Below are 17,825 nucleotides of genomic sequence, written 5' to 3' on the forward strand. Positions count from 1 at the left end.
ACAGTTTTGCGTGTAGGCTTTGGATGGACTGCTCTATAATCGGTGCGCATGAGCGCGCACCCTTTCCACACCCTGACCTCGACGGCCAAAACGGGCCTGCGCGCTGCGGTCACGCTGCTCTTCACGCTGTTTTCGCTGATCGCCCCCGGCACCATGCCCGAGGCACAGGCGGGCACGATCACGATGGTGATCTGTACGGGTCTGGAGACAACAACCGTGACGCTCGATGCCGATGGGAACCCGGTTGAGACACAGCACGAGCTTTGTGATTGGGCTGGTCAGGCCAAGGTCGACCGCGCGCCAGCCATCGATTTCCCGGCACAGGCGGCTCACATCTCAGCCTTCGCGCCGAAACTCACCCGCACCTCGCAAGCGGTTGCGCAACTGCGCCCCGATCGCACCCGGCCAAGGGGGCCGCCCACAGCTCTCTGACAGACCCAATCCAAAACATTGATCTGACAGAGGAAATCTTTCCATGGTCTCCATCGACCCAACCCGCACGCCTGCACAGGCGCAAGACGCAACCGCGTCCTCCAAACTCTACCGCGCCGCATGGCGCTGGCATTTCTATGCCGGTCTCTACGTCATCCCTTTCTTTGCGATGCTTGCCATCACCGGCATGGCGATGCTCTGGATCGCTTTCCTTGATGGGCGCGATGGCGACCGCATTCCCGTCGTGCCGCAAGAGGCAGCACTGGCGGTCTCTCAACAGGCCGAAGCCGCCGTCGCCGCCATTCCGGGCGGTGAACTGCGGCAATACGTGGCCCCGCGCCGCGATGACCGCGCCGCCATCTTTCGCGTGGATGCGGATGGCGCGGCCACCATGGTCGCCATCGACCCTTACACTGGCGCTGTGCTTGAAACCTTCCCGCGCCGCTCGGGCTGGTACGACTTTGCCGACAACGTTCATGGCAGCCTTCTGCTGGGCGTGACCGGCGATCGAATGATCGAGATTGCCGCTTCGCTCGGCATGGTCCTGATCGCCACCGGGCTTTATATGTGGTGGCCCCGCGGCGCGGGGTGGCGTGCAGCGCTTGTTCCGTCGTTTGGACGCGGGCGGGCGACGTGGAAATCGCTGCACGGCGTGTTCGGCATCTGGATTTCTGTCTTTCTGGTGTTCTTCCTGATCTCGGGCCTCGCCTGGGCGGGCATCTGGGGCGAGAAGATGGTGCAGGCCTGGAGCCAGTTTCCGGCCGCGAAATGGGACAACGTGCCCCTGTCCGATGACACACATGCCTCGATGAACCACGGCCCCAAGGAAGTGCCATGGGCGCTGGAACAGACGCCCATGCCGGCGTCGGGCAGTCAGGCCGGGATCACCGGTCTACCCGAAGGCACGCCCGTGACGCTCGACACGGTGGATATGCTGGCCCGCCAGATTGGATTCGATGCACGCTATCAGCTGAACCTGCCCAGCGGGACCGACGGCGTCTGGACCCTGTCGCGCGACAGCATGAGCAATGACAGCGAAAACCCCATGGCGGACCGGACGACGCATATTGACCAATACACTGGCAAGATCCTCGCCGATGTGCAGTTCGCGGATTACTCACTGGCGGGCAAGGCCATGGCGGTGGGTATCGCTCTGCACATGGGCACGCTGGGCCTGTGGAGCGTGCTGGCCAACACCGTGATCTGCCTGTCCGTCCTGCTTCTGTGCGTGTCAGGTGTGGTGATGTGGTGGAAACGACGCCCGGGCGGTCTGCGGCTTGCTGCGCCCGCGCTGCCGCGGGACATGCCGCTCTGGCAAGGGGCGGTGCTTGTGGGGCTGGCCATCTCTCTGGCCTTTCCCATGGCCGGGATCACGTTGCTGGCAGTTTTGCTGTTCGACTGGTTGATCCTGTCGCGAATTCCGGCGCTGAAGCAGACGTTTTCATAAGGCTGTGACCTGCGGGGCGTACGACACGTACGCCTTACAGTCAGGGTACCGAACAGCCATTGCCTGTCGCGGGGCGCACGGAAACGTGCGCCTTACCGCATCACCGCTGCAATCCGGGCCGCGATGGCTGCGCTGCCCTTGGGGGAGGGGTGGATCCGGTCGGCTGCGTGAAAGCTCAGATCGCCACGCGGCACCAGATCGGCGATCGACACAAAGGTGACACCAGCATCACGCGCAGCCATCTTTGCCAGCCGCGCCTCATAGGCGTCGCCTATGTCGCGGCAGTGGTCGATCATCGACGGTTGGCCGGGGGTACGCAGGTAACCGACAAAGATCACCCGCGCGCCATCGGCCCGCGCCCTGCGCACATTGTCGACGACCGTGCCGCGTGCGCCGTCCGCGCTGATCAACCGGTTCAGTTGGCCGTCGCATTTGCGGCATCCGCAGCCCAGCCAAAGATCGTTGCCGCCGCCGTTCATGATCGCCCAGTCCCATGGACCAGACGCGTACTGACTGCCGATCCGCAGCCCAAGGCTGCCGCTGACGGGCAGGACATAGTGGTAGCGTGCACCGACAACGGATCGATCTATGACATTCGCTCCCAGGCGCTGTTCCAGCGCGGACACGACCGACCGGTTCGAGGCGGCATTCCACGCCAACAGGCTGTCGCCGGTCGCGATGATCCGGGCCTGACCAGAGGATGGTACAGGCTCTGCACAGCCCAGCAGGGCGGCAAATGCCGCCAGTACCATCCAGACCTGCATACCAGTTCTCCGTTTCTTTCCCCGAGCCGGATCTTATCTGCGCAAATCCCAAGATTCCATGAACTCCTGCAGGCCCCTTGCCTGTACTCGGCCAACCCCCTACATCCATCGCCCATGGCGCAAGGTAAATCAGACCCCAACTACAAGGTGGCTGCCGAAAATCGGCGGGCCCGCTTTGACTATGCAATCGAGGATGACCTCGAATGCGGCATCGTGCTGGAAGGGTCCGAGGTCAAATCCCTGCGCGCCGGTGGGGCCAACATCGCAGAAAGCTATGCCCATGTGGACAATGGCGAGCTATGGCTGATCAACAGCTACATTGCGCCCTACGATCAGGCCAAATCGTTCAAGCACGAGGAACGACGTCCGCGCAAATTGCTGGTCAGTCGCAAGGAACTGTCGAATCTGTGGAACGCCACCCAGCGCAAAGGAATGACGCTGGTGCCGCTCGTGCTTTATTTCAATCATAGGGGCCGTGCGAAGCTGAAGATCGGCATCGCCAAGGGCAAAAAGCTGCACGACAAACGGGATACGTCCGCCAAGCGCGACTGGAACCGCCAGAAACAGCGCCTGCTGAAGGAACGCGGCTGACCGTACGTCTGCGTCCAATTGTGGGAAAACAGGCGCCACTTTCCCCTGATGTGATCTTGTGAAACTGCGCTACCCCAGTGCCGCCGGTACGCAACGGGGGTGCGGGTCGGGTTAAATACGACCCCCGCAAGGAAGGGAACACCATGGAACTCCTTATTGGCCTCATCTCCGGGGCGGTCGGCGGCAATGCCGCGGGCGGTATGCTCAAGAACCTCAATCAAGGGGTTCTTATTAACTCGCTCAGCGGCATCGTTGGTGGCGGCATCGGAGGCACGGTCTTGTCGATGTTGGGAGGGGACGCCAGTGGCGGCATGGACCTTGCGGGGATCCTGCAACAAGTGGCCGGTGGTGGCATCGGCGGTGGCGCGGTTCTGGCCATCGTAGGGGCGTTGCGCCAGCAACTGGGCCGCTAACGCGGGGCCTTGCAAATCTGGTCCCTCCGGCGTTAGTCAAAGGCGTTTTTGACCGCCCGGAGGGACTCACCCATGTCAGACGATCCAAAGACGCTTGTATCGACCGACTGGCTGGCTGCGCATCTCAAGGATCCCGACCTGAGGATTCTTGATGCATCCTGGTATCTGCCGGATGCGGGCCGCGATGCACGGGCTGAATACGAGACCGCGCACATACCGGGCGCCCGCTTCTTTGACATCGACGAAATCAGTGATGCCCGGTCCGACCTGCCGCATATGGCACCCCCGCCAGAGAAGTTTATGTCGCGCATGCGGGCCATGGGCGTGGGCGATGGGCATCAGGTCGTTGTCTATGACGGGGCTGGACTGCTCAGTGCTGCGCGCGTGTGGTGGCTGTTCCGCCTGATGGGGCACCGTGACGTGGCTGTGCTCGATGGCGGTTTGCCGAAATGGCAGGCCGAAGGCCGCCCCACCGAAGATATGGCGCCTGTCATCAAGGACAGGCATCTGACGGCACGGTTTCAGAACCACCTGGTCCGCGATGTCACGCAAGTCAGTCAGGCAGCGAAACTGGGGTCGACCCAGGTCGTAGATGCCCGCGCGGCGGCACGGTTCCGCGGCGAAGCGCCAGAGCCGCGCGAAGGCATGCGGTCGGGTCACGTGCCGGGGTCGCGCAATGTGCCCTATGACACGCTGCTCAATGATGACAAGACGATGAAATCGCCCGACGCAACACGCGCCGCTTTCGAACGCGCAGGTGTCGATCTGGGCAAACCCATCATCACCACATGTGGCTCGGGCATCACCGCAGCCATCCTCGCCCTCGCGCTTGAGCGTATGGGGCATGACAGCTGGTCACTTTATGACGGAAGCTGGGCCGAGTGGGGCATGTCGCCCATGGTCCCCGTCGCAACCGGAGACGCCTGATGTTCGAACACCTGACTGCGCAGAAACCCGACGGCATCCTGATGCTGATGCAGATGTATCGCGAGGACCCGCGCGAGGCCAAGGTCGACCTTGGCGTCGGTGTCTACAAGGACGCAACGGGAAACACGCCCGTGATGCGCGCGATCAAGGCGGCCGAGCAGAAACTGTGGGAGGTGCAGGACACCAAGTCCTACGTGGGCCTTGCCGGTGCGCCCGACTTCAACGACGCGATGGTCAATCTTGTGCTGGGCAACACCGTGCCGCGCAGCTCGGTCAACTCGGTCGCAACACCGGGTGGCACCGGGGCCGTGCGGCAGGCGTTTGAGCTGATCCGTATGGCCAATGCCGATGCACGTATCTTCGTGTCGAACCCGACATGGCCCAACCACCTGTCCATCCTCGACTACCTGGGCATGGAAAAGTTCATGTACCGCTATTTCGATGACGAAACACGCGGCGTCGATTTCGACGGTATGATCGCCGATCTCAAGACGGCCAAGAAGGGCGACGTGATTCTGCTGCACGGCTGCTGCCACAACCCAACGGGTGCCAACCTCACCGGCCCGCAATGGGATGAGGTGATCAAGGTGTTGAACGACACCGGGGCCACCCCCATGATCGACATCGCCTATCAGGGTTTTGGCGACGGTCTGGATGCGGACGCCGCAGGCACACGCGCCGTTGCGGCGGCGGTGCCTGAATGCCTGATTGCAGCCAGCTGTTCCAAGAATTTCGGGATCTACCGCGAACGCACCGGCATCCTGATGCTCGTGGCAAACGGCACGGACAAGGCGATTGCCCAAGGCACCCTGAACTTCCTCAACCGCCAGAACTACAGCTTCCCGCCAGACCACGGCGCACGGCTTGTGACGATGATCCTGAATGACGATGCCCTGCGCACCGACTGGATGGCGGAACTGGAAGAGATGCGCACCGGCATGCTGGACCTGCGCGAACGGCTCGCCAAAGAGCTTGAGCAACGCTCCGGCTCCAACCGGTTCGGCTTCATCGCCCAGCACAGGGGCATGTTCTCGCGCCTCGGGGCAGCACCCGAACTGGTGGTCAAGATGCGCGAAGACTCCGGCATCTACATGGTTGGGGACAGCCGCATGAATATCGCTGGCCTCAACGCAGAAACGGTTCCTGTGCTGGCTGACGCCATCGTCAAGGCTGGGGTTTGATCCCAGCCTGACTGTCCCGGCGTGATCCATCTCGTTGCAAGACGATGGACACGCCGCTTGCGCCCGCAAGGCGATCTATTTCTGCATAGCCCAGCGATGCCGCCAGCCTGAGCGATGCCGCGTTCGCCTCGCCAATCATGCAGGCTGTTGGGCCGGCCTGATGCGCATTGTACCACGTGTGCGCCGCCTCAGCCGCTTCCCTGGCATATCCTTTGCCATGGCATGACGACCTCAAGGTCCACGAGCACTCGATCTCGGTATCCGCATGTGGCCCCAGATCTCTTTTGTATTTCGCAAATCCAACCTTGCCGACAAACGATCCTGTTGCCTTGTCCGCAATGATGAATTGGCCAAAGCCTTCCAAAGCCCAGTGTCCTACATCACGCAACAGGCGCGCCCACGCGTCCGTTCGGGTCAGGGTGCCGCCGATATGTTCCGTGACACGCGGCTCGCCGAACATGTCGGCCAACGGTTCGAAGTCGTCTGCGATGGGCTTTCTGAGTATCAGGCGATCTGTCTCAATCATCTTCTGCAGTCCGATATTCCGGGTCTCAGTGTCATTTGCGCGCCGAAGCAATTGTTTGGCTAGTTCAGGAAAACACGCTCAAGCTTGTCGGACGCGATAATGCTGGCAGGGGTCACGATAAAGGCGTCGCTGATCATCTCCCAACACTGTTCGGTCGACGTTGTTGCAACGCAATAGGGGTTCTCGGCCCAATCCTTCAAAAGCAGCTGTCCCAATGCGCTCTCTGGCGAGGCCAATGCGTTTATCGGGCGCGGCTGCCCCAGCACCACGCCTGCATTAAGAGATGCCTCAAACACAAGCTCGGCGTTGTAGTAGCGACCGTTGCCAAATCGAAACAGCGTGTCATATGGCGCGCCATAGGCCACGAACAGGGTATAGCTTGCGATAGGCCCTTGAATATGCTGACCGTCCAGCAGCTCAGGCGTGACATCCTTGACGCGATAAACCGCATAGTCTGTCTCGCCCACATCCGCGATAAACGCGTCCAGCATGGTCTCGGTCACGCCGCTGGTTTCATCCACATAGACGACGCGGGGGCCGCCAGTTGACGGTCGTACGATTCCTATACTCGCCCAGTCGGCATCCTCGGCGCTGCGGATCACCTCGTCGATGCTGTTCAACCCATTGCGAAAGATCAGATCACCGGGCTGCCAATCCCATGCCGCCTCTGTCATGATGGCATGCCAATCCACTGCAGTTTCGCCGCTCAGTGAAGCGCCCGACGATAACAGAACAGCCAAACCACCCAACAGACGACCTACAGCACGCATATCCGGTCTCCCAAGCTTCACGGATATAGCTTCGGTCGAAGGTCCGGGAATGACAATGGGCGGGCTGAACCTACGGCGGAAGTTTGACCATATGGCCTAGCGCATCAGGCTTGTTGGGGGTGGGGCAAACCAAACTGAGCCTAGCGCAAGATGTCCCCGCCTTAGCGTACAACCGGGATATAAAAGATGCTGTCAGGGTTGTTTCGACCATCACAACCTGAAAGCCCGACGACACCAACCACCAAAAGCAGAAATGCGGCCATCACTCGACGTTTCCTCATACGCTATGCCTCCGTCACAATCCGAGTTCAATCAATCATCTCGATATGTGCACCTGACCTTGAACGTTCAATGTGCTGGGTGGAACGCGTTGACGCGGCCAATGACGCTGGCTGCGCCACATAACGCACCGCATAAATTTCAGGCAGAAAGGGCTGCGTTAACCCGTGTTCGTCGTACCCACCTGCAAAATGCGCAGTTTCAGCCTCAAAATACGCAGGTCCCTTAAAAGGTTTGCAAATCAGCCAAAATCCGATGCTGCAAAATACGCAGTTTCGGATTGAAAATGTGCAGAATGTCGGCGCGCGGCTGCATGATGATCTGTCGCGTGGCGCGCGCTAGCCCACCGCACGCACTCTTCACAAATGAAAAAGACCGGGCGCGGACGCCCGGTCAGTCGGTTCTCTAACTGAGAGGAAGGAGCCTCAGCCTTTCGAGAAATCCGGATAGGCTTCCATGCCCAATTCCGACATGTCGAGACCGGTGATCTCTTCTTCTTCGCCGACACGGATGCCCATGACCGCCTTGAGGATGAACCACAGGACCAGCGAAGCGACGAAGGTGAACACACCGTACGAGATGATGCCCAGCAGCTGTGTGCCCAGGTTCGCGTCGCTGTTGTAGAAGACAACAGCGATGGTGCCCCAGATACCGGCAAACAGGTGAACAGGGATCGCACCAACCACGTCGTCGATCTTAAGCTTGTCCAACAGCGGCACGGTGAAGACCACGATCACGCCACCGATGGCACCGATCCACAGCGCACCGAACAGAGTGGGCGCAAGCGGTTCAGCCGTGATGGACACAAGGCCCGCCAGAGCACCGTTCAGCACCATTGTGAGGTCAGGCTTCTTGTACAGAACCTGCGTCAGGATCAGGGCTGTGACAGCACCAGCAGCAGCGGCCATGTTGGTGTTGGCAAAGATGCGCGACACGTCAGATACGTCACCCACGGTGCCCATCGCCAGTTGCGAACCTCCGTTGAAGCCGAACCAACCCAGCCACAGAATGAACGTACCCAGCGTAGCAAGGGCGAGGTTCGAACCAGGCATCGGGTTCACGCGGCCGTCTTTGTACTTGCCCAGGCGCGGACCCAGAACGATGGCACCCGCCAAAGCAGCCCAGCCACCGACAGAGTGTACAACTGTCGAGCCTGCAAAGTCTTGGAAACCAGCAGCATCAAGCCAGCCGCCGCCCCACTTCCAGGAGCCCGAGATCGGGTACATAAGTCCTGTCAAAACAACGACAAAGATCAGGAAGGGCCACAGCTTGATCCGCTCGGCCAGTGCGCCCGAAACAATCGATGCGGTAGCTGCGACAAACACCAGCTGGAAGAAGAAGTCAGAGCCGATCGAGGCATAGTCTAGCGCGGCATCGGCGGCTGCAACGCCAACCGGGTCCAGTACGGTCTGGCCGCCGATGGCGAAGTAACCGTTGAAATCGCCCGGGTACATCGTGTTGAAACCGACAAGCCAGTACATGATCGCCGCGATGGAATAGAGCGCGATGTTCTTGGTCATCTGCATGGTGACGTTCTTGGAACGCACCAGGCCACCTTCCAGCATGGCAAACCCGGCGGCCATGAAGAAGACCAGGAAACCTGCCATGCAGAACAGCAGGGTGGTCATGATGTACGGGCCGATTTCGTCAAAGCCTGGCGCGGCATCCTGCGCCAGCGCGAGCGTGGGCAGAGCGGTCAGCGCTGCACCAGCAATCAGAGATTTCGTAAGTTTCATTGTCCGTGTTCTTCCTATGGCTGGCGCTCAGATGGCGTCTTCGTTCGTTTCGCCAGTGCGAACACGCACGGCCTGTTGGACATCAAGGACAAAGATCTTGCCGTCCCCGATCTTGCCCGTCTGGGCGGTTTTGGTGATGGTTTCGACGATCTGGTCAGCCATGCCGTCGGCGACCACGATCTCGATCTTGACCTTGGGCACGAAGTTCACCGCGTATTCCGCGCCGCGGTAGATTTCCGTGTGGCCCGATTGCGAACCGAAGCCCTTGATTTCCGTAACCATCATGCCGCGAACACCGGCCTCGGTCAGCGCTTCGCGAACCTCCTCCAGCTTGAACGGCTTGATCGTAGCAATGATGAGTTTCACCACATGTCCCCTTTGGTTGGCAGGTCGCCCTGCGGTATGCGGGGAAAAGAGAGCATCGCATGCGCAGGGCAAAGATTTCGGCCGGCTAAAGCTTCTGTGTGGCGCTGAGTTGTGCATAAAAAATGCGCATTCCCGCTGACTTGCCTGAAAATTAGGCGGTAAGGAATCCCATACCTGGTCGATCAGGGGCGTGGCAAAGCGATTGAAACGGGATACACTGCGGGAAACATAAGGCCGGGCAGGGGTCAAGAATGAGTGATTCAAGAAAGGGCAAACGCCCTTTGGTGGCTGATCGCCGCTATCAGAAAAAGCCGGCAAAAAAACCGGCGCGCAAAACGCCGGCGAAACGTCGCAGAGCTGCACCCAAGAAACCGCCGCGCAATATCTTTGTCCGCTTGTTTCGCTGGGTGATGCGGATGATCTGGTGGGTCACATGGCGTGTAGGGCTGACGGTCACTGCTGCCATTGCGTTGGCTGTAGGCTACTTCTGGACCACCCTCCCGGATGTGGATCAATTGCTGGATGGCCGGGCACGAGGGTCGGTCACACTACTCGACCGGGAAGGCAATCGATTTGCGTGGCGCGGTGATCAATTCGGCGGTGCGGTCATGGCAGACACGGTGGCGCCGGGGTTGAAGAACGCGGTGATCGCGACCGAGGACAAACGGTTCTATCGTCATTTCGGCGTCAGCCCGCGCGGTGTGGCCAGTGCCGTGCGCATAAACCTGCGCGAGGGCCGCGGCCCGTTGCAGGGGCACGGTGGATCGACCATCACGCAGCAAACGGCCAAATTGCTTTGCCTTGGCGTTGAATACGATCCGGCCGACTGGGAATCCGAAGCGGCCTATGTCTCCGATTGCCGTCGCGGCTCGCTTCAGCGCAAGGCGAAGGAAGCCATCTACGCCATGGCGATGGAGGTGAAGTATTCCAAGGACGAAATCCTGTCGATCTACCTCAACCGCGCCTATATGGGCGGAGGGGCATATGGGGCCGAAGCTGCGGCACAACGCTACTTTGGAAAACCCGCAACGGAGCTGAACCCGTCCGAAGGGGCGATGATTGCAGGACTCTTGACCGCGCCGTCCCGCATGGCCCCAACGTCCAACCTGCAACGCTCGCAAGAACGGGCAGCGACGGTGTTACGTCTGATGGGGGAACAGGGCTATCTGTCCGATGCCGAAGTCGCCAAATGGCAGCAGAACCCCGCCAACTTGTCGCCTGCGGCGCGCCGCAAGGCCGGCGGCTACTTTGCCGATTGGGTCATGTCGACGGGCCCGGAGTTTTTCACCCGCAACACAACCGAAGACGTCATCATCCGCACCACGCTGGATCAACGCCTGCAAACCGCGGCCGAGGATGCGCTGAAGGAGGTGTTCGAAACCAAGGTGCGCGAAGGGTCCAAGGCCCAGGCTGCCATTGTGGTAATGAGCGCTGACGGCGCGGTCCGCGCCATGGTTGGCGGGCGCGAGACGCAGGTTGCAGGTGTTTTCAATCGCGCGATTCAGGCACAACGGCAAACCGGATCTTCTTTCAAGCCGTTTGTCTATGCCGTCGCATTGGAATTGGGGTACTCCCCGCTTGACTTTGTCGATGACGAGCCGTTGACGCTCGACATCCCTGGATCGGGCCGATGGTCCCCGCGCAACTATACCAACACCTATTCGGGCCGGGTGACCTTGACCAAAGCGTTGGCAGACTCCCTGAATATTCCCGCCGTCAAAGTATCCGAAAGTGTGGGCCGTGACCTTGTCCGCCAAGTGGCCCGCGATTTCGGGATCGACGGCGACATGGCAGATGGTCCTGCACTGGCGCTTGGCGCGTCGGAGAGTACTCTTCTTGACATGACCGGCGCCTATGCCGGCATTCTGAACGGTGGATCTTCTGTCACCCCCTATGGTTTGGTCGATTTGCGTCTTCAAGGTGACGACGAACCGCTGATGGGTACGGGCGGTGGCATCGGCGAACGCGTGATCCGTGAACAGGCCGCACGCGAACTGATCTGGATGATGGAAAAAGTTGTAAGCGAGGGTACCGGCAAACGTGCGCAGTTCGGTGGCTATGAAATCGCTGGCAAGTCTGGCACCACCCAAGTGGCGCGCGATGCCTGGTTCATTGGCTTCACGGCGGACTACGTCGCTGGCGTCTGGATGGGGTATGATGACAACACGCCGTTGACCGGTGTGACGGGCGGTGGGTTACCGGCAGAGATCTGGCGTGAAACCATGGTCCGTGTCCACGAAGGCGTGCCGGCGCGTCCGTTGCCGTTGCAAGTGCCGGAGCGCGCAAAACGACAAGCTCAGGCACCTGCCCCTCAACCGGCACCGCGACAACAGGAAGTGCCCCGGACGACCGAGGGCCTGATCGAAATGCTTGTCCGGGACATCCTCGGCGGCGGACGTTCACAGTAAGGCAGGCAATGATCCGGGCAACTCGCTGATGTAAGAAAGGCTCCGCAACATGCGGAGCCTGCGCTTGATCGTCCCGTGATTGGCTGGCTCAGCCCAGTTTGCCCAGGTCTGAAATCATGGCATCGATATTGCCGCCATTGCGGTCAATCAGTGCGCCAATCTCGGTCCGCTCAGTCAACAGCAGGTTCACACCTTCGATGAACATGTTGAAGAACAGGTCACGTCCGGACCGGTCCGAGACATGGAAGGTCACCGCAAACGGCGACTCGCCCCGCAGAAAGGCCGTGGTTTCAACTTCGAACCAGTTCTTGACCTTGCGCACGCCTTTGACTTCGAGGCGACCCCCGATGAACTCACGGAAACGGCGGCCATACTTGCGTGAGATATAGCCCTGGAAGGCTTTGGAAAACGCCCGTTTCTGGCCATTGGAGGCGCTGCGCCCATCGACCCCCATCGCGTAGGCCGCGATGTAGGAAGTGTCGCTATACTTGGCGAAAATCCGTTCAAAATCACGGAACATCGCGCTCTCGCCCTTGCCGGACGCGATGACACCGTTGATGTCGCCGACAAGCGAATTGATCAGTCGCTCTGCACTTGCTTCGGTCAAGGCAAAAGCGGGCAGGGCTGGAAGAACTGTGGCAGCACTGGTTGCTGCGGCGATAAAATGGCGTCGGTACATCATCATGTTAAAAACCCTCTGTATCCAAGGCAAACGGGTCAATTTCGGCAGCGCTTCCCGTGTCACCCAATTCAAAGCGGCGGTTTTGCAACCAGATCAGGCGCGCTTGCGCATAGCTGTCCGCACTTTCATATAGAATCGAATCGACCGTGTCGGAAAACCGTCCGCGCCGCGATAGGCCGGAAGCCGCCGCTGCAACGGTCCCGTAATATTGTTCCGGGCTGTCGACCATATAGCTCAGCGGGTTCGTGAACAGGTCAACAACCTTGCCGGTTGTGTTGCGCGCGGTCGACGGGCCAAGAAGGGGGAGTTCGACATACGCGCCTTCCCCCACGCCCCATACGTACAACGTTTCACCGAAATCAGTATCGTGCTGTGGAATCTGGAAGTCGCTTGCGACGTCGAACAGGCCAAAGATGCCCAGAACCGAGTTGGTCAGGAACCGAACGGTCGAAATGCCGGCCCCCCGCGCGTCGCCCTGAAGCAGGCTGTTCACCACCACCGAAGGTTCGCCAAGGTTCTTGGCAAAGTGGCTGATGCTGTCCTCGATCTCGTCTGGCAGCACGGTCGAATAGCCAACGGCCGCGGGTCGCACCACTGCACGGTCCAGACCACGATTGAATGCGTGGATTCGGCGGTTTTGCGCCTCGTACGGATCAAACACGCCATCCGGTTGCGCCTGCCGCTGGTCCGACGTAGCACAAGCCGCCAGCGATCCGACAGCGAGTAGAAGAATGGCAGCGCGCCGGGCGCGATAAAAAAGAGACAAAGCAAAATCTCCGTTGGATATTCTGTACACGTAATTAATGCGGTTATTCCAAATGCCCATAGCGTCAGTTGGGTAACCTTGTACATGTGTCACTTGCGCGACAGGCAAAATACGGCATCGTGGCGTGAATACAAAGGCGGTCGGTAAACAAGCGAAATGGTGCCTATGCAAAGTGAATTGACGAAACGAGGGCAAGCGGAACTGCGTACCGCGCGCCGTAAAAGCAGGGGTTTGTACTGGGCAGTCGGGCTGTTCAGCCTGTTTGCGAACCTGCTGATGCTGACCGGCCCCATGTACATGCTGCAGGTCTATGACCGCGTTCTGGGCAGCAAAAGCGAAGAAACACTGATCGCTTTGTCACTTCTGGTGGTCTTTCTTTACGGCGTCATGGGCATTCTCGACTTCACGCGGGGCCGAATCATGGCCCGGGTCGGGGCGCGTTTCCAGGATGATATGGACCGCAGGGTGTTTGATGCCGTGGTGCGCAAGTCTGCCGTTGCGCCTGATCTGCGCACGCAAACCGGCCTTGCGGATCTCGAAGGCGTGCAACGATTCATCACATCACCAGTGCTGATGGCGTTCTTTGACTTGCCGTGGACGCCGATCTTCATCGCCGCGATTTTCATCTTTCACCCGATGCTGGGTTTTCTTGCCCTTGCGGGCGGTGCGGTTCTGATCCTGATTGCACTGGCCAACCAATTGTTGTCGCGGTTGCCACAAGCGCGCGCGGCGCAGGCGGGTCAGGTGGCATCCTCTATGTCAGACCAGCTGCGGATCGAGGCTGAGATGGTGCAAGCCATGGGCATGCGGGGTGCTGCGCATGACCGCTGGCAAAAGGCACGCGGAACAGCTTTGGAAGAGCAAATAAAGGCAACCGATGTTGGAGGCGGGTTCACATCGCTGACCAAGACGCTGCGCCTGTTCTTGCAAAGCGCCATGCTTGGCGTCGGTGCGTATCTGGTCCTGCAAAATGAAATGACGCCGGGCGCGATGATCGCCGGGTCCATCCTCTTGGGTCGCGCACTTGCGCCGATCGAACTGATGCTGACGCAGTGGCCGGTTGTCCAGCGCGCGATCAAGGGCTGGGGTGCCCTGTCTGAGTTGTTGGGGACCGTAGGCCCTGAACCAACGCGGACCGAACTGCCAAAACCCAAGGCGCGGCTTGTCGCCAAAGGCCTGACGGTGGTCCCGCCGGGCGAAAAATCGGCAGCCCTGCGGAGCCTTAACTTCGATCTGCCGCCCGGTCATGCCATGGGCGTGATTGGTCCTTCCGGGGCAGGGAAGTCAACGCTGGCCCGCTGCCTTACCGGCGTATGGCGCCCGGCGGGCGGGTCTATCCGTCTGGATGCCGCGGCCCTTGATCAATATGCACCGGATGTTCTGGGTATGCATGTCGGTTACCTGCCGCAGCGGGTTCAGTTGTTTGACGGCACTATTGCTGAAAACATTGCGCGCCTTTCTACCGCACCCGATGATGGCAAAGTGGTTGCTGCCGCTCAGAAAGCAGACGCACACAAGATGATCCTCGAATTACCAGATGGTTACGACACACGCATCGACGCAGGCCAACAGCGGCTGTCGGGCGGGCAGATTCAGCGCATCGGCCTTGCGCGGGCATTGTACGACGATCCGGTGATCCTTGTCCTGGATGAACCCAATTCGAACCTCGACAACGAGGGGACGATGGCACTGAACCAGGCCATCCGTGCGTCCAAAGCTGATGGGCGTTCCGTGATTATCATGGCACACAGACCCGCCGCTATCCAGGAATGTGACTTGCTGCTGGTCATCGACGGTGGTGTGGGCACAGCCTTTGGTCCCAAGGACGAAGTGTTGAAATCCATGGTCAAGAACCACGAACAGATCCAGCGTGCACCCGCAGGCGCAGGAGGGGTATCATGAGCGACAAACGCTGGTCAGCAACCAAGCCACTTATCATTGGCTTTTTTGGCCTCTTTGGTCTGTTGGGTGGTCTTGTTGCGTGGGCAACACTGACCGAAATCGCCGGGGCTGTCATCGCGTCTGGTCGGATTGAAGTCGATCAGAACCGGCAAGTCATACAGCATTCGACGGGCGGCATTGTGTCCAAGATCGAAGTGAAAGAGGGCGACAGCGTCGAAGCGGGCGACCTGCTGGTCCAACTCGACGTCAAACAGATGCGCTCCAGCCAGGCCATCGTCGAAGGGCAGCTCTATGAATTCATGGCCCGTCGCGGACGGCTCGAGGCCGAGCGGGACGACAAGGACGAGATCACCTTTGATCCCAAGTTGCTCGAGGTCGCAGCCACTTGGCCCGATGTTCAGGAACTGGTGACCGGGCAGGAGAACCTTTTCTACGCGCGGCGTGAGTCCATCGAAAGCCAGGCAGAACAGCTCGCGGAACGCGCTGCTCAGACCCGCAATCAAATCAAAGGGATCGAGGCACAGGAGTTGTCGCTTGCCCGTCAGCTTGAATTGATTGAGCAGGAGTTGGAGGCACAACAAAGCCTGCTCGAACGCGGTTTGGCCCAAGCCTCAGGTGTTCTGGCGCTTCAGAGACAGCAAGCATCGCTGGACGGCCAGATCGGGGAACTTGCCGCATCCAAGGCACAGTCCGAACAGCGCATCACAGAGATTGAAATCGAAGTGCTGCGCCTGACCTCCGGGCGGCGCGAAGAGGCGATCAGCCGCCTGCGCGATCTGCGTACGCGTGAGCTGGAACTGATCGAACAGCGGCAGGCCCTGCTGACCGATATCGAACGGATGGAAATCCGCGCGCCCGTGTCCGGCATTGTCTACAACATGCGGGTGCAAACGCCGCGATCGGTCGTGCGCGCCGCTGATCCGGTCCTATTCCTGATTCCGCAGGATCGTCCCCTTGTCATCGCGGCACGGGTGGATCCCCTGCACATCGACCAGATTGTGACGGGGCAGGCCGTGAACCTGCGGTTCTCGGCACTTGACCAGCGCACAACACCTGAACTGGTGGGTGAGGTGGCCTTGGTATCTGCAGATGCGTTCGAGGACGAAAATGTCGGCGCCAGCTATTACCGCGCTGAAATCGTGCTGAGCCCTGGAGAGATCGACAAGCTGAACGAAGGGCAGGTGCTGGTCCCCGGCATGCCGGTCGAGGCGTTCATTCGCACTGCCGACCGGTCGCCGCTGGCCTACCTAATCAAGCCGATGGCGGACTACTTCAACCGCGCGTTCCGCGAATCCTGACATCGGGCCTTTTCACGGCGGTGCGGTCGGTCTAGCGTCCGCGCAAACCGATCAAAGGAGACGTCCCATGTCCATCGAATCCCGCTTGTCCGAGCTTGGCGTGACCCTGCCCGACGCCCCTGCACCGGCCGCCAACTACGTGCCGTTCGTGCAAGTGGGTGACATCGTCTATGTCTCGGGCCAGATATCAAACGGACCGGACGGCTTGATCTTGGGCAAGCTCGGCGCCGACATGGAAGTCGAGGCCGGGGCGGCAGCCGCAAAAACCTGTGCCATCAGCCTGTTGGCACAAGTGAAGGCCGCTTGTGGTGGCGACATCGACCGGCTTGTGCGTGTGATCAAGTTGACCGGTTTCGTCAACTCGACCGCCGACTTCACAGACCAGCCCAAAGTCATCAACGGTGCGTCCGACTTCCTGGTAGAAGCGCTTGGGGATGCGGGCCGTCACAGCCGCTCTGCTGTTTCTGCGGCGGCTCTCCCGCTGGGTGTTGCGGTCGAGATTGAAGGCATCTTCCAAATCAAATGATCCCGCGCCTGCCTGCCGCCTTTCTCGGTGCGCCACTGGCGCACCGTGCCCTGCATGACGTGACCGACGGTCGCCCTGAAAACAGCCGGGCCGCCATTCGCGCGGCCATCGCGCATGGCTACGGGATCGAGATCGACGTGCAGCTCAGCGCGGACAATCAGGCGATGGTGTTTCACGACTATGCGCTGGACCGTCTGGCCGAAGGGACCGGCCCCGTGCGCGTTGTCCCCGCGGGGACACTGGGGCAGATGCCACTCAAAGGCGGTGACGAAGGCATCCCGACCTTGCCCGAGGTACTTGAGATCGTTGCAGGGCAAGTTCCGCTGCTGATCGAGATCAAGGATCAGGACGGCGCGATGGGTGACAATCTCGGTCCGCTGGAGCAGGCCACGGCAGATGCATTGAAAGGGTACGATGGCCCCGTAGCCCTCATGTCTTTCAACCCGCACAGCGTGGCGCGCATGGCCGCGCTTTGCCCCGAGATCCCGCGTGGATTGGTCACCAGTGCCTACACTGTCGAGGATTGGCCTCTGAATGCCGCGACACGCGATCACCTGCGCGACATCCCGGATTTCGACCGGGTTGGCGCGTCCTTCATCAGTCACGAGGCGGCAGACCTCGCCCGTCTGTGTGTCGCAGAGCTGAAAGCCACCGGTGCCAACATCCTCTGCTGGACCATCCGATCGCCTGAAGAAGAAGCACAAGCGCGCGAGGTCGCCGAAAATGTGACCTTCGAAGGCTACCTTGCCCCCCATCCCGGTTGAACCGCGCCACGCGCGGCACACATTCAGTGGTCGAAGTGCAGGGGAAC

Annotated in this window: 18 protein-coding genes; 11 read left to right on the forward strand and 7 right to left on the reverse strand. The window is 60.2% G+C overall.

Annotation, left to right across the window (positions count from 1 at the left end):
* The first annotated feature begins 48 nt into the window (after positions 1–48).
* Complete coding sequence (locus IE087_RS14365) at positions 49–432, forward strand: hypothetical protein (protein ID WP_189370062.1); 384 nt, start codon at positions 49–51, stop codon at positions 430–432.
* A 43-nt stretch (positions 433–475) separates the two neighbouring features.
* The gene (locus IE087_RS14370; protein ID WP_189370063.1) at positions 476–1,879 is read left to right on the forward strand and encodes a PepSY-associated TM helix domain-containing protein; all 1,404 of its coding nucleotides are present in this window, start codon (positions 476–478) and stop codon (positions 1,877–1,879) included.
* Between the two features lie 92 nt (positions 1,880–1,971).
* Here the strand turns inward: IE087_RS14370 and IE087_RS14375 are convergent, their stop codons facing one another.
* Positions 1,972–2,643: an SGNH/GDSL hydrolase family protein gene (locus IE087_RS14375; protein ID WP_189370064.1), complete on the reverse strand. Its 672-nt coding sequence runs from the start codon at positions 2,641–2,643 to the stop codon at positions 1,972–1,974.
* A 114-nt stretch (positions 2,644–2,757) separates the two neighbouring features.
* Here IE087_RS14375 and smpB point away from each other — a divergent pair, with 114 nt between their 5' ends.
* The 4 genes from smpB to IE087_RS14395 all read left to right on the forward strand — a co-directional run bounded on the left by smpB (position 2,758) and on the right by IE087_RS14395 (position 5,755).
* Positions 2,758–3,234: an SsrA-binding protein SmpB gene (gene smpB / locus IE087_RS14380; protein WP_189370065.1), complete on the forward strand. Its 477-nt coding sequence runs from the start codon at positions 2,758–2,760 to the stop codon at positions 3,232–3,234.
* 143 nt (positions 3,235–3,377) lie between these two features.
* Complete coding sequence (locus tag IE087_RS14385) at positions 3,378–3,647, forward strand: hypothetical protein (protein WP_189370066.1); 270 nt, start codon at positions 3,378–3,380, stop codon at positions 3,645–3,647.
* A 72-nt stretch (positions 3,648–3,719) separates the two neighbouring features.
* Positions 3,720–4,574 carry a 3-mercaptopyruvate sulfurtransferase gene (sseA, locus tag IE087_RS14390; RefSeq protein ID WP_189370067.1) on the forward strand — a complete coding sequence of 285 codons (855 nt, stop codon included), beginning with the start codon at positions 3,720–3,722 and terminating at the stop codon, positions 4,572–4,574.
* Positions 4,574–5,755 carry an amino acid aminotransferase gene (locus IE087_RS14395; RefSeq protein ID WP_189370068.1) on the forward strand — a complete coding sequence of 394 codons (1,182 nt, stop codon included), beginning with the start codon at positions 4,574–4,576 and terminating at the stop codon, positions 5,753–5,755. The genes sseA and IE087_RS14395 overlap by 1 nt, the downstream gene beginning before the upstream one ends.
* Here the strand turns inward: IE087_RS14395 and IE087_RS14400 are convergent.
* The 4 genes from IE087_RS14400 to IE087_RS14415 form a co-directional block, all read right to left on the reverse strand.
* Complete coding sequence (locus IE087_RS14400; protein ID WP_189370069.1) at positions 5,739–6,281, reverse strand: GNAT family N-acetyltransferase; 543 nt, start codon at positions 6,279–6,281, stop codon at positions 5,739–5,741. The genes IE087_RS14395 and IE087_RS14400 overlap by 17 nt on opposite strands.
* A gap of 59 nt (positions 6,282–6,340) precedes the next feature.
* Positions 6,341–7,051: a YiiX/YebB-like N1pC/P60 family cysteine hydrolase gene (locus IE087_RS14405; protein ID WP_189370070.1), complete on the reverse strand. Its 711-nt coding sequence runs from the start codon at positions 7,049–7,051 to the stop codon at positions 6,341–6,343.
* 704 nt (positions 7,052–7,755) lie between these two features.
* Complete coding sequence (gene amtB / locus IE087_RS14410) at positions 7,756–9,066, reverse strand: ammonium transporter AmtB (protein ID WP_189370071.1); 1,311 nt, start codon at positions 9,064–9,066, stop codon at positions 7,756–7,758.
* Between the two features lie 27 nt (positions 9,067–9,093).
* Positions 9,094–9,432: a P-II family nitrogen regulator gene (locus tag IE087_RS14415; protein WP_189370072.1), complete on the reverse strand. Its 339-nt coding sequence runs from the start codon at positions 9,430–9,432 to the stop codon at positions 9,094–9,096.
* 251 nt (positions 9,433–9,683) lie between these two features.
* On the opposite strand from IE087_RS14415, the gene IE087_RS14420 reads away from it, so the two are divergent.
* Positions 9,684–11,840, forward strand: coding sequence for a transglycosylase domain-containing protein (locus tag IE087_RS14420; protein ID WP_189370073.1), 2,157 nt, complete (start codon positions 9,684–9,686; stop codon positions 11,838–11,840).
* Positions 11,841–11,928: 88 nt separating this feature from the next.
* Here the strand turns inward: IE087_RS14420 and IE087_RS14425 are convergent, their stop codons facing one another.
* Both IE087_RS14425 and IE087_RS14430 read right to left on the reverse strand, forming a co-directional pair.
* On the reverse strand, positions 11,929–12,519 hold the full coding sequence (locus IE087_RS14425) for an MlaC/ttg2D family ABC transporter substrate-binding protein (protein WP_189370436.1): 591 nt from the start codon (positions 12,517–12,519) through the stop codon (positions 11,929–11,931).
* 7 nt (positions 12,520–12,526) lie between these two features.
* Entirely contained in the window at positions 12,527–13,288 is a 762-nt protein-coding gene (locus IE087_RS14430; protein WP_229801394.1) for an MlaA family lipoprotein, read from the reverse strand.
* A gap of 165 nt (positions 13,289–13,453) precedes the next feature.
* Here IE087_RS14430 and IE087_RS14435 point away from each other — a divergent pair, with 165 nt between their 5' ends.
* From IE087_RS14435 to IE087_RS14450, 4 genes are all read left to right on the forward strand, one after another.
* Positions 13,454–15,190: a type I secretion system permease/ATPase gene (locus IE087_RS14435; protein WP_189370075.1), complete on the forward strand. Its 1,737-nt coding sequence runs from the start codon at positions 13,454–13,456 to the stop codon at positions 15,188–15,190.
* Positions 15,187–16,488: an HlyD family type I secretion periplasmic adaptor subunit gene (locus tag IE087_RS14440; RefSeq protein ID WP_189370076.1), complete on the forward strand. Its 1,302-nt coding sequence runs from the start codon at positions 15,187–15,189 to the stop codon at positions 16,486–16,488. Before IE087_RS14435 ends, IE087_RS14440 begins: the two co-directional genes overlap by 4 nt.
* Before the next feature lie 67 nt (positions 16,489–16,555).
* The gene (locus IE087_RS14445; protein ID WP_189370077.1) at positions 16,556–17,014 is read left to right on the forward strand and encodes a RidA family protein; all 459 of its coding nucleotides are present in this window, start codon (positions 16,556–16,558) and stop codon (positions 17,012–17,014) included.
* Positions 17,011–17,778 carry a glycerophosphodiester phosphodiesterase family protein gene (locus IE087_RS14450; protein ID WP_189370078.1) on the forward strand — a complete coding sequence of 256 codons (768 nt, stop codon included), beginning with the start codon at positions 17,011–17,013 and terminating at the stop codon, positions 17,776–17,778. Before IE087_RS14445 ends, IE087_RS14450 begins: the two co-directional genes overlap by 4 nt.
* Positions 17,779–17,825: the final 47 nt, after the last annotated feature.

Origin of the sequence: Tateyamaria omphalii, assembly GCF_014651375.1 — a bacterium.
In the GTDB taxonomy this organism is placed as follows: Bacteria; Pseudomonadota; Alphaproteobacteria; order Rhodobacterales; family Rhodobacteraceae; genus Tateyamaria; species Tateyamaria omphalii.

What these genes read in the sequence shown, in the direction of transcription:
- IE087_RS14405 (WP_189370070.1), bottom strand. Translation starts at nt 7,051, where the DNA reads ATGCGTGCTGTAGGTCGTCTGTTGGGTGGTTTGGCTGTTCTGTTATCG.
- smpB (WP_189370065.1), top strand. Translation starts at nt 2,758, where the DNA reads ATGGCGCAAGGTAAATCAGACCCCAACTACAAGGTGGCTGCCGAAAAT.
- IE087_RS14440 (WP_189370076.1), top strand. Translation starts at nt 15,187, where the DNA reads ATGAGCGACAAACGCTGGTCAGCAACCAAGCCACTTATCATTGGCTTT.
- IE087_RS14445 (WP_189370077.1), top strand. Translation starts at nt 16,556, where the DNA reads ATGTCCATCGAATCCCGCTTGTCCGAGCTTGGCGTGACCCTGCCCGAC.
- IE087_RS14435 (WP_189370075.1), top strand. Translation starts at nt 13,454, where the DNA reads ATGCAAAGTGAATTGACGAAACGAGGGCAAGCGGAACTGCGTACCGCG.
- sseA (WP_189370067.1), top strand. Translation starts at nt 3,720, where the DNA reads ATGTCAGACGATCCAAAGACGCTTGTATCGACCGACTGGCTGGCTGCG.
- IE087_RS14425 (WP_189370436.1), bottom strand. Translation starts at nt 12,519, where the DNA reads ATGTACCGACGCCATTTTATCGCCGCAGCAACCAGTGCTGCCACAGTT.
- IE087_RS14395 (WP_189370068.1), top strand. Translation starts at nt 4,574, where the DNA reads ATGTTCGAACACCTGACTGCGCAGAAACCCGACGGCATCCTGATGCTG.
- amtB (WP_189370071.1), bottom strand. Translation starts at nt 9,066, where the DNA reads ATGAAACTTACGAAATCTCTGATTGCTGGTGCAGCGCTGACCGCTCTG.
- IE087_RS14420 (WP_189370073.1), top strand. Translation starts at nt 9,684, where the DNA reads ATGAGTGATTCAAGAAAGGGCAAACGCCCTTTGGTGGCTGATCGCCGC.
- IE087_RS14385 (WP_189370066.1), top strand. Translation starts at nt 3,378, where the DNA reads ATGGAACTCCTTATTGGCCTCATCTCCGGGGCGGTCGGCGGCAATGCC.
- IE087_RS14365 (WP_189370062.1), top strand. Translation starts at nt 49, where the DNA reads ATGAGCGCGCACCCTTTCCACACCCTGACCTCGACGGCCAAAACGGGC.
- IE087_RS14370 (WP_189370063.1), top strand. Translation starts at nt 476, where the DNA reads ATGGTCTCCATCGACCCAACCCGCACGCCTGCACAGGCGCAAGACGCA.
- IE087_RS14450 (WP_189370078.1), top strand. Translation starts at nt 17,011, where the DNA reads ATGATCCCGCGCCTGCCTGCCGCCTTTCTCGGTGCGCCACTGGCGCAC.
- IE087_RS14400 (WP_189370069.1), bottom strand. Translation starts at nt 6,281, where the DNA reads ATGATTGAGACAGATCGCCTGATACTCAGAAAGCCCATCGCAGACGAC.
- IE087_RS14375 (WP_189370064.1), bottom strand. Translation starts at nt 2,643, where the DNA reads ATGCAGGTCTGGATGGTACTGGCGGCATTTGCCGCCCTGCTGGGCTGT.